The organism is Mesohalobacter halotolerans, from assembly GCF_006120725.1.
Lineage (GTDB): Bacteria > Bacteroidota > Bacteroidia > Flavobacteriales > Flavobacteriaceae > Psychroflexus > Psychroflexus halotolerans.
Map to the genome: position 1 here is coordinate 583,884 of NZ_SWMU01000001.1, position 18,603 is coordinate 602,486.

Here is an 18,603-nt window from a genome sequence, read left to right on the forward strand (position 1 = left end):
GAGTTATGACAAAAGCAGATTTAGTAAATACCATATCCGAGCGATTAGGTTTAGAAAAAAATGAAGTACAATCTACTATAGAAGCCTTTATGACAGAAGTAAAAGGCTCTCTCGAAAGTGGAGAAAACGTTTATTTAAGAGGGTTCGGAAGCTTTATTATAAAGAAAAGAGCAGAAAAAACAGGAAGGAATATTTCAAAAAATACAAGTATCATCATTCCTGCACACAACATTCCAGCGTTTAAGCCTTCAAAAACATTTGTAAATAGCGTGAAGGAAAACGTAAAAGTCAAGTAAAACTAATTTAAACACATTTTTTATGCCAAGCGGAAAAAAAAGAAAGAGAGCAAAAGTTGCCAATCACAAAAGAAAGAAGCGCAGCCGAGCTAACAGACATAAGAAAAAGTAAATCTTATCAATCACAAGTTCTTTGACAACGATGCCATGTAAATGAAACATTGCGCATCTTTATCTCGTTATGACTTATTAAAATTAAGTCTAACACAAAGTTTAACAATTCTCAAACCATTTTGAGAGCTAAATCCAAATACGCATGAACAAAGAATTAATTATTCAATCCAGTTCTGATGCTGTAGATTTTGCTTTACTCAAAGATGGAAAACTTATAGAATTACACAAAGAAAACGAAGACACAAAATTTCTTGTTGGCGACATTTTTTTAGCTGATGTGAGAAAAGCCCTTGGCGGTCTTAATGCTGCATTTGTAAACGTTGGTTACGAAAAAGACGGGTTTTTACACTATCACGATTTAGGGCCGCAAATCAAAACGATGATACAATTTACCAAAAAACTAAAATCTGGTAAATTGCGCAATTACGACCTTAAAGATTTTCACAACGAAAAAAATATCGACAAAAACGGAAGTATTACCGATGTCATTCACCCTAATCAATCTGTTTTAGTGCAAGTCGCTAAAGAACCCATATCCACAAAAGGACCAAGATTGAGTAGTGAACTTTCACTTGCCGGGCGTTATATTGTTCTCGTCCCTTTTTCAGAACGCATTTCAATTTCTCAGAAAATAGAAAGTGCTGAAGAAAAAGACAGACTTAAACGATTGGTCAAAAGTATCAGGCCTAAAGGCTTTGGTATCATTGTTAGAACAGTAGCAGATGGTAAGAAAGTTGCCGATATCGATAATGATTTACAAAATTTGATGAATCGCTGGAGAGCCATGTGCAAGAAGGTGAGTAAAGTGCAAAAGCTTCCGTCTAAAGTTCTGGGTGAACTCAACAAAACCTCATCCCTTTTAAGAGACATTTTCAATGACTCCTTCACCTCAATTTGTATTGATGATGAAGCACTTTACACTCAGGTCAAAGATTATGTCGGTGAAGTTGCTCCAGACAAAGAATCTATCGTTAAGCTTTACAATTCTAAAGTCCCCATTTTTGAAAAGTATAATATTGAGCGTCAAATCAAGACCTCTTTTGGTAAAACGGTCACCATGACCAAAGGCGCCTATCTTGTCATAGAACATACAGAAGCTATGCATGTGATAGATGTCAACAGTGGTAACCGAAGTAATAAAGCCAAAAGTCAAGAAGATACAGCGCTACAGGTTAACCTCATCAGTGCAGTAGAAATTGCCAGACAACTTCGCCTTAGAGATATGGGTGGTATTATTGTTGTCGATTTTATAGATATGCATGATGGCGAAAACCGAAAAAAATTATACAATACATTGAGAGATGAGATGAGTGACGATAGAGCAAAACACAAAATTTTGCCACCGACCAAATTTGGTTTGGTACAAATTACTCGTCAACGTGTAAGACCCGAGTTGGATATCAAAACCCGTGAAAAAAATCCTAATGAAAACGGCGAAGTCGAAGCTCCTGTAGTGGTTATCAACAAACTACATGCTGACCTTCAAAAACTCATTAAGAAAGATCACAAAAACCTCACTTTAACGGCACATCCTTTTATCGCAGCTTATCTGACCAAAGGATTTCCATCGCCGCGAAGCAAATGGTTTTTTGACCACAAACGCTGGGTGAAGATTCAACCTCGAGACGCTTACACCTATCTGGAATACCATTTCCACGACAAGGATGGCAACATCATTAATGTTTAAAAATCTACTTAAAAACCCCGTTCATTTAGAGCGGGGTTTTTTTATGATTCATAGTCAAATCAATGACGACTTGATTAATCGAGCCGTCACATCAAATGTTTTATGATTTTTGACGATAGGAAAAAATCATAAATGTATCGAGATGGGGCTTCCGCTGCGCCAAAGTCGCATCGGCGGGCTTTCGGCAGTCGTCCCGCTCAATGCGGGGACTCCAACAATGCCTCAATCCCTAAGCCAAGGCAATATTCATAGGTTAGTTTGTAAATCTTAAGATAGTTAACTTGTCGAACCAAACGCTAGCGCTCGTTTGCAACGAGTGCTAAATCCCATCATAGCTAACGATAAATTACAACCAAAGCTAAACACCCGTCTGCTAGAGTAATGTAATTCATCAAACATATGATTAAAATTATCAATATTTTAATAAAGCTTAAAGCCTTAAAACCCACAAGATTGTATTTTTGCAATTTATAAAATAAATATCATGAGCTTATTTCATACACTCCAAGTAAAAGCCATAGAACGCCAAACCGATAAAGCCGTAAAAATTTCATTTGACATCCCTGAAAACCTCACTTCAGAATTTCAATATCAACCCGGTCAGTATATCACCCTGTCTAAAACAATCAACGGAGATGAGATAAGACGTTCTTACTCTATCTGTTCAACACCGGGTGAAGATTTAAGTATTGTTGTGAAAGCCATAGCCGATGGCGTGTTTTCTAATTATGCTAATCAAAAACTCAAAACAGGCGATAGTCTTGAAGTGATGCCGCCGGAAGGGCATTTTACACCCACTTTAGAGACTACATCAAATTTTTGCGCCTTTGCAGCAGGAAGTGGTATTACTCCTGTCATGTCAATTTTAAAATCTACTCTTCAATTTAATGACGACGCTAAGTTTGTATTAGTCTACGGCAACAAATCTCCTCAGGAAACCATTTTTTTTGAAGAATTATTAGCGTTAAAAAAGCATTATCCTGAGCGATTATTTGTTGAAAATATCTACAGTCAAACTCGTGAAGACAATGCACATTTTGGTCGAATAGAAAAACCGACTGTTAATTACGCCCTGAAAAATAAGTATAGTGGAATTGATTTTTCTGAATACTTCCTCTGTGGACCAGAACCGATGATTGAACACGTTCAAGAAGTTTTAAGAGACAATGGCATAGACGAGAGTAAAATCAAATACGAGTTATTTTACTCAGAAAAAGAAGCTGAAGATATTGCCAACACAGATGGCAAAACAAAACTTAAAATCATCGTCGATGATGAAGAACACGAATTGGTCATGGATCAAGACAAAGTCATTCTTGACGCCATTTTAGAACAAGATATTGATGTGCCTTACTCTTGCCAGGGTGGAATTTGCAGTTCGTGTTTGGCCAAAATAAAAACAGGAAAAGCCGAAATGCGTAAAAACCAAATCTTAACCGATGAAGAAGTCGAACAAGGTCTCGTGCTCACTTGTCAAGCCCAGCCACAAACACCAGAAGTAATTGTGGACTATGATGATATTTAAAATTTTATAGCTATTTTTACGTAAAAGAAAATATATGATTAGAAGTTTTTGGGATGAAAAGTGGAAGCCCATAATATTTGATAAAGGTATAGCCGACGGAGAATACTTCAAAATTTCTAATTACGGCAGAATTATCAATTGTAAAGGAGAAGAAGAATACTTAGTTAAAAAATCCTACATTAATGGCTATCAAAATTTAAGACTAAAAAACAGAAAAACCGGTAAACAGACCAGCCGTTATGTCCATAAACTCGTAGCTCAACATTTTTTAGAACAAGGCGATGGCATCTATGTCATACACCTGAATTACGATAAAACAGATAACCACGTTAGAAATCTCAAGTGGGCAACAAAACGTGAAAAAGAAATACATCAGTTCAGTAATCCAGAGTATAAAAATAGACCAAAATCACGTAAAAGACACTACTCAAAATTGACTGAAACGCAAGTTATCAGGCTCAAACGTAAAATACACGACCCAAACAGGAGAACCCGTATAAAAATGATTGCTAAGGAATTTGGTATTTCCGACATGCAATTGTATAGAATCAAAAACGGCGAAAATTGGGGCGACGTTGACTATTAAAAAGTGTCAATATTTAGCAGATAGTCTTAAATATCATTGATAATCTTTGCAGCTTCTTTTAAAGTTTCATCGGTCTTAGCAAAACAAAATCGAATTTGACCTTGCTGAAGCTTGTCGTGATTGAATACTGAAATAGGAATAGCAGCCAAACCGTGTGTTTTAATAAGCTCCAAACAAAATTCTGTATCGGGTAAATCTGAAATTTCAGAATAATCGGCCAATTGAAAATAGGTACCTTGGCTTGGGGTAAACTTAAATCTTGAACCTTCAACCAACTTTAGAAATTGATCACGCTTGTGTTGGTAAAACTCATCCAGTTTGAGGTAATGTTGAGGTTCATCCAGAATTTGACTCAAAGCATATTGCAAAGGGTGATTCACGCAAAACACATTGTACTGATGCACCTTTCGAAATTCGTTCATCAGTGCTTTTGGCGCCACGGCATAACCCAATTTCCATCCGGTGACGTGATAGGTCTTACCAAAGGAAAATGTAGCTATACTTCGTGATGCTAGTTCTGGATCTGAACAAATGCTGTGATGCATATGCTCATCAAACACCATGTGCTCGTAAACTTCATCACTCAAAACATAAGCAGAGGTATCTCTGATGATAGATTTCAAATTTTCAAAATCTTCTTTAGTCCATACATAACCTGTAGGATTGTGGGGCGTATTGATGATAATGAGTTTGGTTTTATCTCCTACCAAATCTTTAACCTTTTGCCAAGGAATATTGTAATCCGGAGCTTCCAGTTGTACAGGCTTTACAATACCTCCGTACAACTCCACTGCGGGTTCATAACAATCGTAAGCCGGCTTAAAGACCACGACTTCATCACCCGGATGTATTAACGTAGAAATGGCGGTAAAGATGGCCTGGGTTGCACCGGCGGTAATGGTAATTTCACTTTCCCAATCGTACTTATGGTTGTATAGTGTATCAAATTTATCTGATAATTTTTGGCGTAACTCCGGCAGTCCACCCAAAGGCGCATATTGATTTCTGTGCGAACTTATGGCTTCATTAGCCTGTTGAATGAGCTCTTCATTAGGCATAAAATTTGGGAAACCCTGAGACAAATTTATCGCGTGATGTTCCTGAGCCAGACGGCTCATTTTGGTAAATATAGTCGTGCCGATGTGGGGCAGCTTCGATTGTAATTGATGCATAAAATTGAGATTTTTTCTAAGTTAAGGTATTCTTAGCTTCTATCCAAAGCGACATAAATTTTGTACTCCGCTGATGATGGTGCTTAAGGAGTTGACCTACAATATTGCGATGCCGATAGCTTTCTAAATCCTGAAAACTGCCGGTAATTTTAGTTTTAAAATCATCCTTAAAACTTTTGATATCAAACTCTTTGTGAAGGATATCAAAACCCTTTTGTTGTTTTTCTTTCCACAAATCTTCATTGGCATAGAGTTCAATGCTTTTTTGAGTAAAATTCTCAGGCTGGTCTTCTACAAATCCCGGCCAATTTTGTGGTGAGGCAATTCCTTCTGCACCGATTTTTGTTGTCATCGATGGTGTTCCGGCCCGCATACTATCCATACACTTTCCTTTTAATCCAGCTCCAAATCGCAATGGCGCAAGCATGATTCTATAGTTTTCTAAAGCCGATAATACTTCGTCGGCTCGCCCTCTAACAATGACGCCTTTTTTAGAATTGTGAAATTGTTTTACAGACTCAGGACAATAGGCGCCATAAATATGCCATTCAGCTTTTGGAAGTCTTTGCCGGATTTTAGGCCAAATGTTTTTATAGGTATGTTTTACCATATCGAGATTTGGTTTGTGCTTAAAGTTACCTATACTTACAAAATGTGATCTTTCTTCGTATGGAGGTGTTTTATCATCTAAGAGGTCTTTAGTTTTATATACAAAAGGTAAGTAAAAGAGCACGTGTTTTGAAATACCATAAGTTTTAGTCAGAATCTCAATTTCAACTTTAGAAATCATTAAAGTCCAATCACAGCGATAAATGGCTGCTAATTCGCGTAAGGCGATATCGTTAAGGCGTTTAGGTAAATTGATGTGTCCATCTGAATTCACTTGCCTTTCTCGCCATTCTCTTAAAAAATGCAAGTCTTCGGTATCGAGAATTTTTAAGGCTTTTGGGCAGTGTTCATCAATGCGCCAACCAAATTGTTCTTCCGTCATAAAACGATCAAAAATCACAGCATCGGGCTTTAGCCTTTTGATAAATGTATCAAAATAACCGTCATTGATTTTAATCAAGCTTGTATCTAGACCATAAGAACTTAAGTCTACAGAATATTCAGATTTTGGCTGAGTTGAAGCAAAGTGAACCTCATATCTATAAGATTTTAAAAGCGAAATGATTTGTAGCATTCTTGAGCCCGCAGCAGTTGACTTTGGCTCCGGATATTGCATACTTATAATGAGTATTTGCTTGAGCTTCAAATTTTAAGATTATATTAAACGTATAATGGTTTAAAACTACTAATTTTAACCTTTAATTTTGTATCATGTCCGATAAAAAACTCAATCCGAGTACATGGGTAGACAAATATTCAAATTACTTGTTTAATTATGCGATTACTCGGGTGAATGATGAAGTCGTTGCTAAAGATTTAATTTCTGAGACTTATTTGGCAGGATTAAAATCTAAAGAAAATTTTAAAGGTAATTCAACAGAACGCACGTGGTTGGTGTTGATTTTGAAACATAAAATTATAGATCATTATCGAAAAATAAACTCTAAAAAAGGTAAAGCCGAAGTTAAAATAGATTACACCTCAGAAGACCAGGAAGGAGATTGGCTTGAAGAACGCGTTGCCGATCACTCAGACCAAAGCGCTGAGGATGATATTGAAAATACAGAATTAGGCTTAGCGATAGAAAATTGTCTTGAAAATATCAATGAGAAACAAGCCCAAATTTTTAGAATGAAAACCATACAAGAGTACGATACAGAAGCCATTTGTAATGTTTTTGATATTTCACCGTCTAATTTATGGATGATAATTCACAGAGCAAGAAAATCGCTAGCTGATTGTATGGATAGCAGTTGGTTAAAAAATTAATTTACAGAGATGAGTCAAAAATATACAGAGGAAAATATACCTAAATACTGTCAAAATATTGGACATTATAGTGATAAATTACAATACGGTGAAGCTACTTTTTGGGAAAGGCTAAAACTTAAAATGCATATTTTATATTGTGAAAGATGCAAAAAATACAATACCAAAAATAGTTTATTGACTGATATCTTTAAGAAAAAAGACTATAACGTATTAGATATTAAAGACATAGAAGAAATCAAAGAAAAAGTAAATACTGACCATTAAGCAGGTTCTAGATTAATTGTTAATTGATTAACTTTGCAAAACTTATAAAATAACTGCATGTACAAAATTTGCTTAGCCTTGTTATGTCCGTTTATAATGGTTTTCAGTTGTCAGGATAACAATTCAACAACAGAAAATTCTAAGGTTGAAAAAACTCAAGTTGCTAAAGCTCCTGTTGAAAAAATCATAAAAGCTTACGGATTTACACTAAATAATTATAACGTCATTAATGATACGGTTTCAAAAGGCGACTTTTTTGGCTCTATCATGGATAAACACGGTGTAACTCCAAGTGAGGTTTATGAAATTACGCAAAGCATTCCTGATACTGTTTTTGATTTTAAACGCATTAATGTCGGTAAACCTTACACTATTTTAAAAACCAAAGATGACAGTATAAATAAACCCTATGCCTTTATTTATGAACATAATAAAATAGATTATACTAAAGTATTTTTAGGCGATAGTATTTATGCAGAAAAAGCAAAAAAGCCAGTAACTGTTAAGAAGAAAACAGCTTCAGGCGTTATCAACTCTTCCTTATCTTTGACCATAGATGAAGCAGGTTTAGATTATATGCTTACCAATCGTTTGGCAGATATTTATCAATGGACCATTGACTTTTTTAGAATTAAACCCGGTGACAGATTTAAAGTCATTTTTAAAGAAAAATACATTAATGATACCATATATGCTGGAATCAAAAGCGTAGATGCTGTCCTTTTTGAACATGAAGGTGAGCCATATTATGCCTTTGAATACGAAGTGGATTCGCTAACGGGTAGAACAGAATACTTTGATGAAAAGGCTAAAACTTTAAGGCGATTTTTCCTAAAGGCACCAGTCCAATACTCACGTATTTCTTCACGCTATAGTCCAAGACGTTTTCATCCTGTACAAAAACGCTGGAAAGCTCACAAAGGCACAGACTATGCTGCAGGTCGCGGTACACCAATTTGGTCTACAGCTGATGGTGTTGTGATCAAATCCAGCTATACCAGAGGCAATGGAAACTATGTCAAAGTCAAACATACCAACAAGTATACCACCCAGTATTTGCATATGAGTAGAAGAGCTGTTAAAGTAGGACAACGCGTCAAGCAAGGTGAAATTATCGGTTACGTAGGCAGTACAGGTTTAGCCACTGGTCCACATGTGTGTTATAGATTTTGGGTAAATGGAAGACAAGTTGATCCTTATAAACAAGATTTACCTGATGCTGAACCTATGCCTGAAGCAATTAAACCTTCTTATTTTGAATTTATCACAGATCTGAAAGCAGAGTTGGATCAAAATTTTATTGAAGACAAGGCTCAAGTCGCCAATAGCAGTTTATAATATGAAGACCAAAGAAGCCTACAATCTTTGGGCTGCTGAATACGATTCTGATTTAAATAAAACCAGAGATTTAGATCAGAAGAAAACCCGAGAAATTCTTAGCCAACTCAATTTTAAACACGTATTAGAGATAGGATGTGGAAGTGGAAAGAATACGATGTATTTTGCTGAAAAAGCTCAAACAGAAATAGCAATTGATTTTTCAGAAGAAATGCTCAAATTAGCTCAAGAAAGAATTAATTTAAAGCATGTCATTTTTAAAAATGTTGATTTGCTAAAATCTTGGCCAATTGAAAACGATTTTGCAGATTTAATTAGTGCAAATTTAGTTTTGGAGCATATCAAAGATTTAAATCACATATTTCAACAAGCTTATAAAAAACTAAACTCTAAAGGCCTGTTTTATATTAGCGAACTGCACCCTTTTAAACAATATAAAGGAAGTAAAGCCAGGTTTGAAATTGATGGAAAAAGTCATGTTTTAGAAACGTTTACACATCATATTTCAGACTTTATCAATAAGGCAAAAATTAATAACTTTAGCCTAGTAGATCTCCAAGAGTCTTTTGATGAGGAAACAAAAGAAACACTTCCTCGTTTAATTCATTTTGTGTTTAAAAAATCCTAGAGGTTAAACTTAGTTTTTTAAAATTGTAATATCTCCACCGAAAGATGTTTTTTCATTCACATATTTAGGGTTACCATATATATCAATATCACCTCCAACAACAATTTTTGCCTCGCAATTTTCTGAGGCAAACACATCAGCATTCCCACCATAGGTGACTTTAACTTTGGTGTTTTTTGTTTCTAAATTTCGCCCTCTGTATTCACCACCGGTATTGACTAAAATATCTTGATTTTTACTTTTACCTCTTATGTCGATGATTGCACCTGAGAGTGCTTTTAGCTCAAGAGATTCTGTATTAAACTCTCCTGAAACCACTGCACCTTCGGTTGCTCGGATAAAAAAGCGATTGGTTTTAATCAAGTTTTGAATTTCTACTGTAGAGCCTTGCACCGCATTGAGGCGGTCAATATTTTTGGTAAAGACTTTCAGTTTTAAAGGGAAATCACCGTCAAATATTGTACCCAGTGATAAGCCTATTCTGAGTTCATAATCGTCAACTTTATAGTTTATAGCGTCTAACACACGCTCCTCAGCAACAATTTTGTTCTCATTGGCATTGGTTGTTAATTCTACCTGTATACCAGCAGAAACTTTGACAGCTTGAATGTTTTTGTTGACTTTAATTTCCTTTTGCCCAAAACTTAAGGCAGGTAACAATACGATTATGACTAGAATTAATTTTTTCATGAATGTTGATTAATGACATTAATAATATCCTCTTTTTGTAAAACACTGCTTTGTCTCCACATTTGCTGTCCACTTTTAAATAGCATCATGGTCGGGACACCACGAACTTGATATTGAGCGGCAAGATTTTGGTTTTTATCAACATCAATTTTAATGATTTTGATATTGTCTTTTAATTCACTTTTCACCTCTTTTAAAATGGGTGCTAACATTTTGCAGGGACCACACCAATCGGCGTGAAAATCAATTAATACAGGAGTTTCGCTTTTAATAATGCTGTTAAAATTTGAATTCATTTTCTTTGTTTTTACATGGCTTAGTCGTAAACTTTAATTTGAACTTAAAAAAACAATTACGAGTTTTGTTTTGATTGACGTTTAACAAATAATCCCACAATAGCTGAAATCATAACGCCAAAAGCCAAATAAAACATGATTGCTTGGCTAATATAGGTATTAAGGTTGAAAAGTTGTTTGGTCAATTCTTGGCTCACACCTCTTTCAGCACTGGCGTTTTGTGCAATTTCAAAAAATTCTGGTGAGACGTATTCTGCCATCACATATACGGGTCCGGGTGATAATCCTGCAACCAATAAGCTTAACAACGATCCTGACAAAAAAGCTTTTTGCCAGGTCATTTCACCTTTGTAGTAATCTTGACGTTTTTGACTTAAACTCATGAATATACATAAGCTCAATGGTAATAGCATAACTAGACTGACTATAGAATGGTAGTCGATATACTCGCTGTGTAAGCCCAAGTATTTTTCAATATAAATCCAAATGAGGTTGATTCCCGTAAAAATCGATGCCCATTTAAATTCAATTTTAAATTTTTCCATGATATTAAGAGGGCTTAATTTTGATCAACTAAAACCCATTGGCCTTGATTAATCATTGGAATAGCCTTTTTGTATTTTAAACTTTTATTCTCTCCTGTTTGAACATTTTTAATGGTCACCATATCGTTTCTGCCTATTTTAGGTTTGTCTCTCACAATAGTTTCGACAACTTGGCGGCCTTGAATGCTCGCGTTTTGTCCAGCTTGTCTCGCAGCGGCAGCACGTTCATCTAGATTTTGAATTTCATCTTTGCGGGTTTGCACTTTATCGGGTTGACGTCTTTTTCTTGCTTCCTGAATATTGGTGCTGTCTCTCTCAGGCAGTTCGCCTTTAAATAGGAATGATACGACATCTTTGTTGACTTCATCTAGCATGACCTTAAAGAGTTCAAAAGCCTCAAACTTATAGATCAACAACGGGTCTTTTTGTTCGTGAACTGCCAGCTGAACACTTTGTTTGAGTTCATCCATTTTACGTAAATGGTTTTTCCAAGCTTCATCAATAATGGCTAAGGTGATATTTTTTTCGAAATCGGTCACCAATTCTTTACCATTACTTTCATAGGCTTTTTTCAAATTGGTAGCCACTTGAAGTGTTTTTTGCCCATCGGTAAACGGGACGGCAATGCGTTCAAAGCGATCGCCTTGGTTTTCATATACTTGTTTTATGACGGGGAAAGCTTGCTCGGCACTTCTTTCCATTTTTTCTTCGTAGCGCTTATAGGCTTCTTCGTAGACTTTATCTATCAGCTTTTCTGTAGATATTTTTTTGAATTCAGTTTCGTCGACAGGCGATTCCATTGCAAAAAAGCGGATGAGTTCAAAATCAAAATTGGCGAAATCTTCAGCTTGTTTGTTGAGGTTGACGATACTTTCAGTGGTATCGTAAATCATATTGGCAATGTCTATTCGTAAGCGTTCTCCAAATAAAGCATGATAACGCCGCTTGTAAACCACTTCACGTTGAGCGTTCATGACGTCATCGTATTCTAAAAGACGTTTACGAATACCAAAATTATTTTCTTCTACTTTTTTCTGGGCACGCTCAATTGAATTTGAAATCATTTTATGTTGAATGACTTCGCCTTCTTTTAGTCCCATACGGTCCATCAATTTGGCAATACGTTCACTACCAAACAAACGCATGAGGTTATCTTCAAGCGACACGTAAAACTGCGAGCTTCCGGGATCACCTTGACGACCTGCACGACCTCTCAACTGTCGGTCTACGCGTCTGGAATCGTGACGTTCTGTACCGACGATTGCCAAACCACCGGCTTTTTTAACCTCATCAGTAAGCTTAATGTCAGTACCACGTCCAGCCATATTGGTGGCAATAGTTACCACGCCACTATCACCTGCTTCAGCCACAACATCGGCTTCGCGCTTGTGCAATTTGGCATTGAGAACGTTGTGTTTAATTTTTCTGATGTTAAGCATTTTACTGAGCAATTCAGAAATTTCAACAGAAGTTGTACCTATCAACACTGGTCTTCCCGCTTTGGACAAATTGACGACGTCGTCGATGATGGCGTTGTATTTTTCGCGTTTAGTTTTGTAGACCATATCTTCCTTATCGTCGCGAGCAATGGGTTTGTTGGTAGGAATCTCAATAACATCCAATTTGTATATTTCCCAAAATTCGCCTGCTTCTGTAATTGCTGTACCTGTCATCCCAGACAGTTTGCTATACATTCTAAAGTAGTTTTGCAACGTGACCGTCGCAAAAGTTTGTGTAGCGTCTTCAATTTTGACATTTTCTTTAGCTTCAATGGCTTGGTGCAAACCGTCTGAATAGCGACGGCCGTCCATAATACGTCCGGTTTGTTCATCGACAATTTTGACTTTATTGTCCATGACGACATATTCGGTGTCTTTTTCAAATAAGGTGTAAGCTTTTAACAACTGACGCATAGTGTGGATGCGTTCGCTTTTTACCCCAAAATCTCTGTAAAGTTCTTCTTTTTTAGCAATTTCTTCATCTTTCGGAAGATTTTCACTTTCAATTTTGGCAATTTCAGTGCCGAGTTCAGGCATGACAAAAAAGTCTGGATCGTCTTCACCTGATAAAAAATCGACACCCTTATCGGTTAAATCAATTTGATTGTTTTTTTCTTCAATCACAAAATACAAGTCTTTATCGACTGTAGGCATTTCGCGATTGTTGTCTTGCATATAAAAGTTTTCAGTCTTTTGCAAGAGTTGTTTGATGCCTTCTTCACTTAAATATTTTATAAGGGCTTTATTTTTAGGCAAACCGCGATACACGCGATACAATTTTAAACCACCTTCTTTAGTTTCTCCTTCGGCAATGAGTTTTTTAGCTTCAGCGAGTTCTTTGACCAAGAATTTTCTTTGAATTTCAACCAGCTCATTTATTTTGGGTTTCAATTCGTCGTATTCGTGCACATCGCCTTTTGGTACCGGACCAGAAATGATTAATGGGGTACGGGCTTCGTCGATTAAAACCGAATCGACTTCGTCAACAATTGCGTAATTGTGCTTACGCTGAACTAAGTCATCTGTGGAGTGGCTCATGTTGTCACGCAAATAATCAAAGCCAAATTCATTATTAGTTCCGTAAATAATATCACATTTATAAGCTTCTCGTCGTTCGGCAGAATTGGGTTTGTAATAATCTATACAGTCTACACTTAAACCGTGAAATTGAAAAATTGGAGCCATCCACGCACTATCACGTTTAGCGAGGTAGTCATTTACAGTCACCAGATGAACACCATTGCCTGTCAAGGCGTTGAGATACATGGGTAATGTCGCTACCAAAGTTTTTCCTTCACCCGTTTGCATTTCAGCAATTTTACCTTGGTGCATCACTATACCACCTATAAGCTGCACATCGTAGTGAATCATGTCCCAGGTGATAGGCTTACCAGCGGCATCCCAAGAATTGGACCAAATGGCATAATCATCATCGAGGTTGATATAGTCTTTTTGGGCAGAAAGCTCTCGGTCAAATTCTGTGGCTTTAACGCGGAGTTCAGTGTTGTGAAAGAAGCGTTTTGTGGTTTCTTTGACCACTGCAAATGCTTCGGGCATTATTTCATCTAAAACTTTTTCAGAGTTTTCATAGACCACATCTTCTAAGTCATCAATTTGTGAATAAATATTTTCCTTTTCGTCAATATTTTCACATTCATCTGCTTCTTTTTTAAGTGCTTCTATTTTACTCAACTCTTCTTCGTTTGCGGCTTTAATCTTAGCTTTAAAATCAGCTGTTTTTTGCCTAAGCTGTTCTAAATCAAGTTTTTCAAGTTCAGATTCATAAGATTTAATCTCGTCAACAATTGGATATATTTGTTTAAGGTCTTTCTTAGTTTTATCACCAACAAAGGTTTTAAGTACGGTATCTAAAATGCCCATAATGTGTTATAAATTTTGCAATGTCAAAGTTAAAACAAAAAACATGCTAAGGTTGTCAGTTGCGTTAAAATTTAGTGGTTAACGTATTTCCTGTGCCATATTGACACGATATTTAGATTTATGATTTCAGATGTTTAAAGTCTCTTGTATGGTCTTGACTGGATTATCTAAAAGCAATAATTATTTAGTATTAATCATATCATCGGTTAAACTTTAATCTCTTAAATAAAAAAGCCCCTTTAATGTCGAAAGAGGCAGATAATAGAATGTAATAATGTGTAAAAGATTAATATTCGTCTTCGTTCCAAAGGTAGTCTTCGTCGGTGGGGTAGTCTGGCCAGATTTCTTCTATGGAGTCATAAGTATCACCTTCATCTTCAATAGATTGTAAATTTTCAACAACTTCTAGAGGTGCGCCAGTTCGGATAGCATAATCTATTAATTCGTCTTTGGTGGCAGGCCAAGGCGCATCACTCAGGTAAGACGCTAACTCTAAAGTCCAATACATGTCTTTAAATTTTTATATTTCTGCAAAAGTAATTTTTTTGCCGAGATTTGCAAGTTTATTAGAGATTATTTTGAACGGTCTTAATTTGTTTAGAAATATGACTTAAAACATTGAAAATCAACATAAAAAATTTAAGTTTTGTCAAATATTTATATTATACATCAATTTATTTAATAAATATTTAAAAATTATCAGATTTGAAGCTTTAAAAAACGTCGTTTTTATTTATAAAAACTTAGCTTTGCAAAAACCTATTTCACAGACTTATGAATCATCAAAAACCCATAAAATCTGCACTAATCTCCGTATTTCACAAGGACGGATTAGAGCCGATTATTGAAGCTTTAAAGGCGCATAATATCAAAATATATTCCACTGGTGGCACGCAAAAATTTATAGAGTCTCGCGGCGCTGAGGTGACTGCTGTAGAATCGCTCACAGATTACCCTTCTATTCTCGGTGGGCGCGTAAAAACTCTTCATCCTAAAGTATTTGGTGGGATTTTAAGTCGAAGAGATAACGATACTGACAAAAAGACTTTAAACGACTATGCGATTCCCGAGATTGACTTGGTGATTGTAGACCTTTATCCGTTTGAAGAAACCGTAGCATCAGGTTCAAGTCATGGAGACATTATTGAAAAGATAGATATTGGAGGTATTTCATTGATTCGTGCAGCTGCAAAAAATTACAAAGACGTGCTTTGTGTAGCTTCACAATCTGACTATCAGTCAGTTTTGGAAGTTTTAAACAAACCTATTGCTGAAAGTAGCCTAGAAGAGCGAAAATCTTTTGCGGTTAATGCTTTTGCAGTGTCGTCTCATTATGACACTCATATATTTAACTATCTTAACCAACCCAAAACCAATGAAGAATTAAGACTTTCTGAACAACATGTGATGGGTTTACGATATGGGGAAAATCCGCATCAAAATGCAAATTTCTACGGTAATTCTGAAGAGGTTTTTGAACAATTACACGGTAAAGAATTATCTTACAACAATCTTTTGGATATCGATGCTGCTGTAAACTTGATTAATGAATTTCAAGGTGAAGCGCCAACGTTTGCCGTTTTAAAGCATAATAACGCTTGTGGCTTAGCGCAAAGACATACAGTTTTAGAGGCATATAAAGATGCTCTGGCCGGTGATCCGGTTTCGGCTTTTGGTGGAATTTTAATTACAAATACAACTATTGATAAGGCAACGGCTGAAGAAATACATCAGCTGTTTTGTGAAGTCGTTATTGCCCCTGAATTTGATGATGACGCCCTTGAGATTTTAAAAGCCAAAAAAAATAGACGCTTATTGATTTTAAAGCAAAGTGCTTTTTCAAATAAAATGATCAGAACTTGCCTCAACGGTGTTTTGGTTCAAGACCGAGATTTAAAAACCGATCAAAAAGAACATTTTAAAACCGTAACTTCTCAAAGCCCGTCGGAGCGAGAAATAGAAGATTTGGTTTTTGCCTCTAAGATTTGTAAACACACTAAATCTAACACTATTGTTTTAGCTAAAAACAAACAATTGATTGCCAGCGGAACAGGCCAAACCTCACGTGTTGACGCTTTAAAACAAAGTATAGAAAAGGCTAAACATTTTAAATTTGATTTAAATGACGCCGTTATGGCAAGTGATGCTTTTTTTCCTTTTCCAGACTGTGTGGAAATTGCTGATAAGGTTGGGGTTACATCTGTAATTCAACCTGGAGGCTCAATTAAAGATGAATTGAGCATCAAATATTGTGACGACAATAATATGAGTATGGTGATGACTGGAATACGACATTTTAAACATTAATTGATTACTTTTGTCAATTGATTATTAAACGACAAGCATGGGTTTTTTTGATTTTTTAACTGAAGATATAGCAATAGACTTAGGAACGGCTAATACGCTGATAATTCACAACGACAAAGTCGTTATAGATGCACCTTCTATTGTAGCCAGAGACCGCGAATCCGGAAAAATTATAGCAGCAGGGAAAGAAGCTTCTATGATGCAAGGAAAGACCCATGAAAATATCAAAACCATTAGACCATTAAAAGATGGTGTTATTGCAGATTTTGATGCGAGTGAGCAAATGATAAGTATGTTTATTAAGGAAATCCCAGCCTTAAAAAAACGCTTGTTTTCACCGTCACTTCGTATGGTGATTTGTATTCCTAGCGGAATTACAGAAGTGGAAATGCGTGCGGTTAAAGACAGTGCTGAACGTGTCAATGGTAAAGAAGTCTATTTGATACACGAACCTATGGCAGCAGCTATCGGAATAGGCGTTGATATCATGCAGCCCAAAGGGAATATGATTGTGGATATTGGAGGCGGAACTACTGAAATAGCTGTTATAGCCCTAGGTGGAATTGTTTGTGATAAGTCTGTAAAAATTGCCGGAGATGTCTTCACCAACGATATCATTTATTACATGCGAACGCAGCACAATCTTTTTATAGGTGAACGCACAGCAGAAAACATTAAAATTCAAATAGGTGCAGCGACAGAAGATCTTGAAACACCACCGGAAGATATGAGTGTTCAAGGTCGAGATTTGTTGACGGGTAAACCCAAACAGGTTGAAATTTCAAGCCGTGAAATTGCAAAAGCACTAGATAAATCTATATTGAGAGTTGAAGACGCCGTAATGGAGACTCTCTCTCAAACACCACCTGAATTGGCTGCTGATATATACAATACAGGAATTTACTTAGCGGGTGGTGGTTCTATGTTGAGAGGTTTAGACAAAAGGTTATCTCAAAAAACAGATTTACCTGTTTTTATAGCAGAAGATCCACTAAGAGCTATCGTGAGAGGAACTGGAATGACTCAGAAAGATTTAGAACGTTTTAAGCCTGTATTAATCAAATAAATGAATATGCATGCAGCAAATTATAAAATTCTTCCTCCGTTTTAAGATTGGAATTTTATTTTTGGTGCTTTTCAGCATTTCATTAGCATTGACTATTCAATCGCATTCCTACCACAACAATAAGTGGATTTCTTCTACTAATTCTATTACAGCCTTCTTCTTAAACATCCAACACGATCTCAGCTCTTATTTTAATCTAAAACAGAACAACCTTAAGCTGCAAAAAGAAAACAATAATCTTAAAGAACAATTATATAATTTAAACATTACAACAAACGACTCAATTATATTAGACTCGTTGTATACATTCAAACCCTGTCATGTTATTTCTAACTCTTTTAAAAGAGTAGATAATTATGTATTGATTGATTTGGGTCAATCTGATGGAGTTAAAGAAGACTATGCTGTAAGCCTACCTAACGGAATTTTAGGTATCGTAGAAAAAAGTGAGAAAAATTACTCGAGGGTAATTTCAATTCTCAATACCAATTTATCTGTTAATGCTAAACTTAAAAATAGTAATAATTTTGGGTCACTTCAGTGGGATGGAGCTCGACCTAATACAATATTTCTAGAAGACCTTCCAAGATCTGCAAGTTTTAACATTGGAGATACCATAGTTACAGGAAATAATTCTTTAATTTTTCCTAAAGATATTCCTATAGGAACAATAAAAAATTACGAATTAGACAATAACATAGGATATTATAGCATTGAGGTCAAACTTTTTGCAGATATGACCAGCGTAAATCACGCCTATGTAATTATTCCAAAAAACATTAGAGAAGCTAAAGATTTATTAAGAGAAAAGGATGAGTAATTTTAATC

Annotated in this window: 18 protein-coding genes; 11 read left to right on the forward strand and 7 right to left on the reverse strand. The window is 35.9% G+C overall.

Annotation, left to right across the window (positions count from 1 at the left end; all coding sequences use genetic code 11):
• Positions 1 to 5 precede the first annotated feature (5 nt).
• The 4 genes from FCN74_RS02765 (at position 6) to FCN74_RS02780 (ending at position 4,208) form a co-directional block, all read left to right on the forward strand.
• Positions 6 to 296 carry an HU family DNA-binding protein gene (locus FCN74_RS02765; protein WP_138931064.1) on the forward strand — a complete coding sequence of 97 codons (291 nt, stop codon included), beginning with the start codon at positions 6 to 8 and terminating at the stop codon, positions 294 to 296.
• A gap of 256 nt (positions 297 to 552) precedes the next feature.
• Positions 553 to 2,097 (forward strand): Rne/Rng family ribonuclease, encoded by a 1,545-nt coding sequence (locus tag FCN74_RS02770; RefSeq protein WP_138931065.1) that lies wholly within the window; start codon positions 553 to 555, stop codon positions 2,095 to 2,097.
• Between the two features lie 484 nt (positions 2,098 to 2,581).
• Entirely contained in the window at positions 2,582 to 3,622 is a 1,041-nt protein-coding gene (locus tag FCN74_RS02775) for a ferredoxin--NADP reductase (RefSeq protein ID WP_138931066.1), read from the forward strand.
• A gap of 34 nt (positions 3,623 to 3,656) precedes the next feature.
• Complete coding sequence (locus FCN74_RS02780; protein WP_138931067.1) at positions 3,657 to 4,208, forward strand: NUMOD4 domain-containing protein; 552 nt, start codon at positions 3,657 to 3,659, stop codon at positions 4,206 to 4,208.
• A gap of 26 nt (positions 4,209 to 4,234) precedes the next feature.
• On the opposite strand, the gene FCN74_RS02785 is transcribed toward FCN74_RS02780, so the two are convergent.
• Both FCN74_RS02785 and FCN74_RS02790 read right to left on the reverse strand, forming a co-directional pair.
• Positions 4,235 to 5,380 (reverse strand): methionine aminotransferase, encoded by a 1,146-nt coding sequence (locus FCN74_RS02785; RefSeq protein WP_138931068.1) that lies wholly within the window; start codon positions 5,378 to 5,380, stop codon positions 4,235 to 4,237.
• Between the two features lie 16 nt (positions 5,381 to 5,396).
• Positions 5,397 to 6,635, reverse strand: coding sequence for a glycosyltransferase (locus tag FCN74_RS02790; protein WP_138931069.1), 1,239 nt, complete (start codon positions 6,633 to 6,635; stop codon positions 5,397 to 5,399).
• A 65-nt stretch (positions 6,636 to 6,700) separates the two neighbouring features.
• Between FCN74_RS02790 and FCN74_RS02795 the strand changes: the two genes are divergently transcribed.
• Genes FCN74_RS02795 through FCN74_RS02810 form a run of 4 tightly spaced genes read left to right on the forward strand, consistent with a single transcriptional unit; the run spans position 6,701 to position 9,491 of the window.
• Positions 6,701 to 7,258, forward strand: a complete 558-nt coding sequence (locus tag FCN74_RS02795) for a sigma-70 family RNA polymerase sigma factor (RefSeq protein ID WP_138931070.1) — start codon at positions 6,701 to 6,703, stop codon at positions 7,256 to 7,258.
• Between the two features lie 9 nt (positions 7,259 to 7,267).
• On the forward strand, positions 7,268 to 7,525 hold the full coding sequence (locus tag FCN74_RS02800; protein WP_138931071.1) for a hypothetical protein: 258 nt from the start codon (positions 7,268 to 7,270) through the stop codon (positions 7,523 to 7,525).
• Positions 7,526 to 7,582: 57 nt separating this feature from the next.
• Positions 7,583 to 8,863, forward strand: coding sequence for a M23 family metallopeptidase (locus tag FCN74_RS02805; protein ID WP_138931072.1), 1,281 nt, complete (start codon positions 7,583 to 7,585; stop codon positions 8,861 to 8,863).
• Between the two features lies 1 nt (position 8,864).
• Positions 8,865 to 9,491 (forward strand): class I SAM-dependent methyltransferase, encoded by a 627-nt coding sequence (locus FCN74_RS02810; protein ID WP_138931073.1) that lies wholly within the window; start codon positions 8,865 to 8,867, stop codon positions 9,489 to 9,491.
• Between the two features lie 9 nt (positions 9,492 to 9,500).
• On the opposite strand, the gene FCN74_RS02815 is transcribed toward FCN74_RS02810, so the two are convergent.
• The 5 genes from FCN74_RS02815 to FCN74_RS02835 all read right to left on the reverse strand — a co-directional run bounded on the left by FCN74_RS02815 (position 9,501) and on the right by FCN74_RS02835 (position 14,910).
• Complete coding sequence (locus FCN74_RS02815; protein WP_138931074.1) at positions 9,501 to 10,181, reverse strand: head GIN domain-containing protein; 681 nt, start codon at positions 10,179 to 10,181, stop codon at positions 9,501 to 9,503.
• Positions 10,178 to 10,477 carry a thioredoxin gene (gene trxA, locus FCN74_RS02820; RefSeq protein WP_138931075.1) on the reverse strand — a complete coding sequence of 100 codons (300 nt, stop codon included), beginning with the start codon at positions 10,475 to 10,477 and terminating at the stop codon, positions 10,178 to 10,180. Before trxA ends, FCN74_RS02815 begins: the two co-directional genes overlap by 4 nt.
• 56 nt (positions 10,478 to 10,533) lie before the next feature.
• Complete coding sequence (locus FCN74_RS02825) at positions 10,534 to 11,022, reverse strand: DUF4199 domain-containing protein (RefSeq protein WP_138931076.1); 489 nt, start codon at positions 11,020 to 11,022, stop codon at positions 10,534 to 10,536.
• Between the two features lie 14 nt (positions 11,023 to 11,036).
• Positions 11,037 to 14,402 (reverse strand): preprotein translocase subunit SecA, encoded by a 3,366-nt coding sequence (secA, locus tag FCN74_RS02830; protein ID WP_138931077.1) that lies wholly within the window; start codon positions 14,400 to 14,402, stop codon positions 11,037 to 11,039.
• Positions 14,403 to 14,688: 286 nt separating this feature from the next.
• The gene (locus FCN74_RS02835; RefSeq protein WP_073193496.1) at positions 14,689 to 14,910 is read right to left on the reverse strand and encodes a DUF2795 domain-containing protein; all 222 of its coding nucleotides are present in this window, start codon (positions 14,908 to 14,910) and stop codon (positions 14,689 to 14,691) included.
• 266 nt (positions 14,911 to 15,176) lie between these two features.
• Here FCN74_RS02835 and purH point away from each other — a divergent pair, with 266 nt between their 5' ends.
• The 3 genes from purH to mreC are packed head-to-tail and all read left to right on the forward strand — an operon-like array spanning position 15,177 to position 18,595.
• On the forward strand, positions 15,177 to 16,709 hold the full coding sequence (gene purH, locus FCN74_RS02840) for a bifunctional phosphoribosylaminoimidazolecarboxamide formyltransferase/IMP cyclohydrolase (protein ID WP_138931078.1): 1,533 nt from the start codon (positions 15,177 to 15,179) through the stop codon (positions 16,707 to 16,709).
• Positions 16,710 to 16,746: 37 nt separating this feature from the next.
• Positions 16,747 to 17,775 (forward strand): rod shape-determining protein, encoded by a 1,029-nt coding sequence (locus tag FCN74_RS02845; protein ID WP_138931079.1) that lies wholly within the window; start codon positions 16,747 to 16,749, stop codon positions 17,773 to 17,775.
• A gap of 10 nt (positions 17,776 to 17,785) precedes the next feature.
• A complete protein-coding gene (gene mreC / locus FCN74_RS02850; RefSeq protein WP_138931080.1) occupies positions 17,786 to 18,595 on the forward strand; it encodes a rod shape-determining protein MreC in 810 nt (269 codons plus the stop codon).
• Positions 18,596 to 18,603: the final 8 nt, after the last annotated feature.